Below are 6,048 nucleotides of genomic sequence, written 5' to 3'. Positions count from 1 at the left end.
CCCGCAGCCACGGTATCTGGTGGGCCAGCCTTATCGCCTCGGCGGCGTCTGGTCCTACCCGGCCGAGAACTTCGCCCTGGCCGAGACCGGCATCGCCCAGGCCAGCACGTTGCCGGCCGCCCAACGCCCGACCGCTGGCGGCCGCGCCAATTGGGGCGTGCAGGTCGGTGCCTTCTCCTCCGAGAATGTCGCCCGCAACGCCGCCGGCCAGGTGCGCGATCAGATCGCATTGCTGGGCTCCCGCACCGACGTGCAGCCGGTCGCGGCGGGCCGCACACGGCTCTACCGTGCCCGCGTCACCGGCCTCTCGCGCGACGCCGCGGAAGCCGCCTGCAGCCGGCTCCGCTCGCGCGGCAATCGGGACTGCTCGGTGGTCGCGCCGGGCGCCTGACCCTCCTTCGCCAAGGCTTCGGAGGGCGAGGGCCAAGCGGCCATAGGCCGCCACTGGATTCGGCGGGCTGCGAGGCGCCAGCCGATGCAGACCGGGGCCGCGAATGCGGCCCCGCGCGCGACCAACAGTTGCCGCCAGTGCGCACCCGACAGCGCGCAAGCCAAGCAGCCGGAGGCTGCGCCGGCGCCTGAGGCCTGAAAAGGGGCGGAGCGAAAGCTCCGCCCTGTTTCTGTTTTCGGTGCTTCGGGTCTTGCCGCGATCCCGCGGCTGCCGCACCCTCCGCCCACAAGAATATTCCGCCAGGGGATACGTCATGCCCATTGTGGGCCACACGACCGTCAGCCTCGACTTCTCCGCCCTCGATCCCATGGTCCGCCCGCGCTCGGTCGCGGTGATCGGCGCGTCCGACGACCCGACGCGGATCGGCGGCCGGCCCATCGCCTATATGCAGCGCCAGGGTTTTGCGGGCGCCATCTGGCCGGTGAACCCGAAGCGCGACACCGTGCAGGGGCTCAGCGCCTATGCCGCACCCGCCGACCTGCCGGAGGCGCCGGACACCGCCATCATCGCCGTGCCGGGCAGCGCCGCGCTCGATGCGGTCGAGCAGCTTGGCGCCCGGGGCTGCCGCACCGCGATCTGCTTCACCGCCGGCTTCTCGGAAGTGGATGAGGCCGGCGCACGGGCGCAGGAAGCGCTGGTGGCGGCCGCCCGCCGGCATGGCATGCGGCTGCTGGGCCCGAACTGCCTCGGCCTCTTCAACCAGGCGGTCGGCTTCTACCCGATGTTCTCGACAAGCTTCGAGCAGGGCTGGCCGATCCCCGGCACCATCGGCATCGCCAGCCAGTCCGGCGCCTACGGCACGCATCTCTTCGCGCTCGCCCGCGCCCGCGGGCTCGGCACGCCGGTCTGCGTCACCACCGGCAATGAGGCGGACGTCTCGCTCGGCGAGGTGATCGGTTGGATGGCGCAGTCCGAGGAGGTGCAGGTGATCTGCGCCTATGCCGAGGGCATCCGGGAGAGCGATCGCTTCATCGCGGCCCTCGACCTCGCGCGGCGCAACCGCAAGCCGATCGTGCTGATGAAGGTCGGCCGCAGCGCTCTCGGCACCGCCGCGGCGCAGAGCCACACGGCGTCGATCGCCGGCGATGATGCGGTGACCCAGGCGGTGCTCGACGAGTTCGGCGTGGTGCGCGCCCGCACGACGGAGGAGATGCTGGACATCGCCTACGCGGCGACCAGGCGCATCTACCCGGCCCGCAACACGCTTGGCGTGCTGACCGTCTCGGGCGGCGCCGGCGTGCTGATCTCGGACGCGGCCGAACAGATCGGCCTGCCGATGCCGGAGATGCCAGCCGATGCCCAGGCGCGCCTCAAGCAGCTCGTCAGCTTCTCGGCAACGCGCAACCCGGTCGACTGCACGGCGCAGGCGCTGAACGACATGGCGATCGTCGGGCGCTTCGCGGAGGAGACGGCGGCGTCCGGCGGCTATGCCTCCATCCTCGCCTTCTTCACCCAGGTCGGCGGCAGCACCACCGCGGCGCCGAAGTTGAAGCGGGAGCTGGCGGCGGTGCGCGCGGCGCATCCCGATCGGCTCTGGGTGCTGTCGGTCATCGCGCCGCCCGAGAACATCAGGGGTTATGAGGAAGACGGCTTCATCGTCTTCGAGGATCCGAGCCGCGCCGTGGTGGCGCTGGACGCGATGGGCCGCTTCGGCGACGCCTTCGCCCGTGCGGCGGCGCCCGCCGCGCTGGTCGCCCTGCCGCAGGTGACGCTCCCCGCGGCCACGCCCACCGAGGCCGAGGCGAAGCGCATCCTGGCCGAAGCGGGTGTGCCCGCGGTGCCGGAGGCGGCCTGCGCCGATGTCGAGGCCGCGGTTGCCGCGGCCAAGCGCATCGGCTTCCCGGTGGTCGCGAAGATCCTGTCGCCTGACATCCTGCACAAGAGCGAGATCGGCGGTGTGCTGCTCGACCTCGGGGACGAGGCCGCGGTGCGTGCGGGCTTCGCCACCTTGCTGGCCCGCGCGGCGGAGCGTGCGCCGGGTGCCCGCATCGAGGGCGTGCTGATCGCGAAGCAGATCAAGGGCGCGGTCGAGATCGCCTTCGGCGTCCTGCGCGACCCGGTCTTCGGACCGGTCGCCATGGTCGGTCTCGGCGGCGTCTTCATTGAGGTGCTGAAGGATGTCGCCTTCCGCCGCTGCCCCTTCGATGCGACGGAGGCCGAGCGCCTGATCCGCTCGCTCCGTGGCTTCCCGCTGCTGGATGGCGCACGTGGCCGCGCCAGGGCCGACGTGCCGGCGCTGGCGCGGGCGCTGTCGAACCTCTCCGGCTTCGCCGCGGCCGCTGGGGAGCGGCTGCTCTCCGTCGACGTGAACCCGGTGCTGGTCCTGCCGGAAGGCCAGGGCTGCTTTGCGGCCGATGCCGTGATCGAAGTGGAAACCCGCTGATGCCCATCGAGTACGAGAAGCTCCTCAACTTCCCGATCCCCGAGATCCGCCAGACGCTGCGCTGGCAGGACACGGCGCTCTATAATTTCTCGGTCGGCCTCGGGCAGGACCCGATGGACAAGGCGCAGCTCGATTTCCTCTACGAGCCGCGGCTGAAGGCCCTGCCGAGCCTTGCCGTGGTGCTGGGCTATCCCGGCTTCTGGGTGCGCGACCCCGCTTCCGGCGTCGACTGGGTGAAGGTCGTGCATGGCGAGCAGTCGCTGATCCTGCACAAGCCGCTGCCGGTCGAAGGCGAGGTCATCGGCACCTCCCGCGTCACCGGCATCGTCGATCGCGGCGCCGGCAAGGGCGCCATGATCTACACCGCGCGCGAGGTGAAGGACGCGAAGACCGGCGAACTGCTCGCGACGCTCGAGATGACAACCTTCGCGCGCGGCGATGGCGGCTTCGGCGGCCCGTCGGGCCCGGTCCGCCCGCCGCATCCGGAGCCCGAGGGCGCGCCCGACATCACGCTCGACCTGCCGACCCGGCCGGAGCAGGCGATCGTCTATCGCCTGAACGGCGACTTCAACCCGCTGCATATCGACCCGGATGTCGCCCGGGATGCCGGTTTCGACCGGCCGATCCTGCACGGGCTCTGCACCTTCGGCGTGGTCTGCCATGCGCTGCTGAAATCGCTCTGCGGCTATGACCCGGCGCGCTTCGGGCGCATGGACCTGCGCTTCTCTGCCCCGGTCTTCCCGGGCGAGACGATCCGCACCGAGATCTGGAAGCAGGCAGGCGGCGCCGCCTTCCGTGCGCGGGTACTGGAGCGGGACAAGGTGGTGGTCAGCAACGGCCGGTTTTTGCACGCGTGAGCGGTGAGGAAGATCGGGGGAATGAATTCCCCGTCGGACGTATACGTCCGACCCCCATCTTTTATTTTTATCATTTTGGTCCTGCCCGAAGCGGCCGGTACCAATTGGCAAAGACAAAAGATGGGGTCTGGGGGAATTCATTCCCCCAGCCTTAGGGAGCTAAACCATGAGCACCGCCTACGAAGCCTTCCGCGCCCTGCATGAGGCACCCGGCGCCTTCATCATGCCGAACCCCTGGGATGGTGCCTCGGCGCTGCTGCTCAAGCGCGCCGGTTTCCCGGCGCTCGCCTCCACCTCGCTCGGCATCGCCTTCGCGATGGGGGTGCCGGATGGCACCGCGGAGCTCAGCCGCGAGGTCTCGATCGACAATGCCGCACTCATCGGGCGCCTCACCGGCCTGCCGGTGAACGGCGACCTGGAGGACGGATTCGGGCCCTCGCCGGAGGATTGCGCCGCGACGGTCGAGGCGGCGATCGCGGGCGGGCTTGCGGGGCTCGGGATCGAGGACACGACAGCGGATCCGGCCCGTCCGATCCATGATTTCGACCACGCAGTGGCGCGGGTGAAGGCGGCTGCCAAGGCCGCGAAGGGCCGCATCCTGCTCACTGGGCGGACCGACAATTTCCTGCAGGGCCGCCCGGACCTCGACGATACCATCCGCCGGCTGGTCGCTTTCGCCGAAGCCGGGGCCGATGTGCTCTACGCCCCGGGTCTGCCCGACATGGCGGCGATCGAGGCGGTGGTCCGCGCCGTCGCGCCCAAGCCGGTCAATGTCGTCTTCGGCCCGCGGAGCGGCCCCGTGCCGCTGGCCACCCTCGCCGCCGCGGGAGTAAAGCGGGTGAGCCTCGGCGGCGTGCTCTATCGCCATGCGATGGGCGCGCTGGTCGAAGCGGCCAAGCATCTGCGCGCGGGCGATCTCGGCGCCCTGGCCGGCGCGCCGACCAGTGCCGAGATCACCGCGCTGATCACCGCCTCCCGGGCGGCTCAAGGGAAGACACCGACGTGATCAACAAGATCGTCACCACCATGGCCGAGGCGATGGCCGGCATCCGGGACGGGTCGACCGTCCTGATCGGCGGCTTCGGCAGCGTCGGCCAGCCCGATGCCCTGATCGAGGCGCTGATCGAGCAGGGGGCATCGGGCCTCACCTGCGTCGCCAACAATGCCGGCACCGGGCATGCCGGCCTGGCCCGGCTGATGGAACTCGGCCGTGTCCGCAAGATCATCTGCTCCTTCCCGCGCTCCGCCGGGTCGACGGTGTTCGAGGAGCTCTATCGCCTGGGCAAGATCGAGCTGGAGATCGTGCCGCAGGGCACGATGGCCGAGCGCATGCGCGCCGCCGGCGCCGGCGTCCCCGCCTTCTACACCGCGACCTCGGTCGGCACCCCGCTGGCGCGTGGCAAGGAAGAGCGGGAGTTCAACGGCCGCCGCTATGTGATGGAGCACGCGCTGAATGCCGATGTCGCCCTGGTCGAGGCTTGGGAAGGCGATCGCTGGGGCAATCTGGCGTATCGGGCCAGCGGGCAGAATTTCAACGCGGTGATGGCGACGGCGGCCGAGCTTACCATCGCCCAGGTCAGCCGGATCCGGGAGCTGGGGGAGATCCAGCCGGAGCATGTCCATACGCCCGGCATCTTCGTGAACCGCGTCATCCATGTCGATCGTGGCCCGGACTGGGCCTGAGCCGCTTCTGAGGAGCACTGCCATGCAACCCTTCAGCCGCGGCCAGATGGCCGCCAAACTCGCCGGGGACATCCCGGAAGGCTGGTTCGTCAATCTCGGCATCGGCATTCCGACCATGGTCGCCGACCATGTCCCGGCGGATCGCGAGGTGATCCTGCATTCCGAGAACGGCGTGCTGGGCATGGGTCCGGCACCGGCCGCGGACAAGGTCGACCCCTGGCTGATCAATGCCGGCAAGCAGCCGGTGACGCTGCGCAAGGGTGGCAGCTACTTCCACCACGCCGACAGCTTCTCGATCATCCGCGGCGGACATCTCGACCTCTGCGTCCTCGGCGCCTTCGAGGTGGCGGAGAATGGCGACATCGCCAATTGGGCGACCAGCGAGAATGACACGGCGCCGGCGGTCGGCGGCGCGATGGATCTCGCGGCCGGCGCCAAGCGGCTCTGGGTCATGATGGAGCACACCACCAAGGATGGCCGTCCGAAGCTGGTGGAGCGCTGCGGCTATCCGCTGACCGCGCCGGGCGCGGTCAGCCGCATCTACACCAATCTCGGCATCTTCGAGGTGGTGAAGGGGCAGGGCTTCGTGGTGCGGGAGATGGCGCCGGGCGTCAGCTTCGAGGAGCTGCAGGCGAAGAGCGGCGCCAAGCTGCATCGGCCTGCTTGACGATCAC

General features: G+C 70.1%; 6 protein-coding genes. All 6 read left to right on the top strand.

All coding sequences use genetic code 11. The annotated features are described in order from the left end of the window. On the top strand, positions 1 to 391 hold a 391-nt coding region (locus GXW71_RS30810; RefSeq protein ID WP_211856794.1), incomplete at its 5' end, for an SPOR domain-containing protein. Between the two features lie 313 nt (positions 392 to 704). Further along, on the top strand, positions 705 to 2,834 hold the full coding sequence (locus GXW71_RS30805; protein WP_211856792.1) for an acetate--CoA ligase family protein: 2,130 nt from the start codon (positions 705 to 707) through the stop codon (positions 2,832 to 2,834). Continuing rightward, positions 2,834 to 3,691 carry a MaoC family dehydratase gene (locus GXW71_RS30800; RefSeq protein WP_211856790.1) on the top strand — a complete coding sequence of 286 codons (858 nt, stop codon included), beginning with the start codon at positions 2,834 to 2,836 and terminating at the stop codon, positions 3,689 to 3,691. The genes GXW71_RS30805 and GXW71_RS30800 overlap by 1 nt, the downstream gene beginning before the upstream one ends. A 166-nt stretch (positions 3,692 to 3,857) precedes the next feature. Next, the gene (locus GXW71_RS30795; RefSeq protein WP_211856788.1) at positions 3,858 to 4,697 is read left to right on the top strand and encodes an isocitrate lyase/PEP mutase family protein; all 840 of its coding nucleotides are present in this window, start codon (positions 3,858 to 3,860) and stop codon (positions 4,695 to 4,697) included. Beyond that, positions 4,694 to 5,374 carry a 3-oxoacid CoA-transferase subunit A gene (locus tag GXW71_RS30790; RefSeq protein ID WP_211856786.1) on the top strand — a complete coding sequence of 227 codons (681 nt, stop codon included), beginning with the start codon at positions 4,694 to 4,696 and terminating at the stop codon, positions 5,372 to 5,374. The genes GXW71_RS30795 and GXW71_RS30790 overlap by 4 nt, the downstream gene beginning before the upstream one ends. A gap of 22 nt (positions 5,375 to 5,396) precedes the next feature. Beyond that, the gene (locus tag GXW71_RS30785; protein ID WP_211856784.1) at positions 5,397 to 6,041 is read left to right on the top strand and encodes a 3-oxoacid CoA-transferase subunit B; all 645 of its coding nucleotides are present in this window, start codon (positions 5,397 to 5,399) and stop codon (positions 6,039 to 6,041) included. The last annotated feature ends 7 nt before the right edge of the window (positions 6,042 to 6,048 follow it).

The sequence above is a fragment of the Plastoroseomonas hellenica genome, assembly GCF_018129085.1.
GTDB lineage: Bacteria > Pseudomonadota > Alphaproteobacteria > Acetobacterales > Acetobacteraceae > Plastoroseomonas > Plastoroseomonas hellenica.
The sequence above is the reverse complement of the archived record's forward strand: the minus strand, read 5'-3'. Positions and strand labels throughout refer to the sequence as shown.

Bases quoted from the DNA above. Each gene is read 5' to 3' on its own strand.
- GXW71_RS30805 (WP_211856792.1), top strand. From the start codon at position 705: ATGCCCATTGTGGGCCACACGACCGTCAGCCTCGACTTCTCCGCCCTC.
- GXW71_RS30800 (WP_211856790.1), top strand. From the start codon at position 2,834: ATGCCCATCGAGTACGAGAAGCTCCTCAACTTCCCGATCCCCGAGATC.
- GXW71_RS30795 (WP_211856788.1), top strand. From the start codon at position 3,858: ATGAGCACCGCCTACGAAGCCTTCCGCGCCCTGCATGAGGCACCCGGC.
- GXW71_RS30785 (WP_211856784.1), top strand. From the start codon at position 5,397: ATGCAACCCTTCAGCCGCGGCCAGATGGCCGCCAAACTCGCCGGGGAC.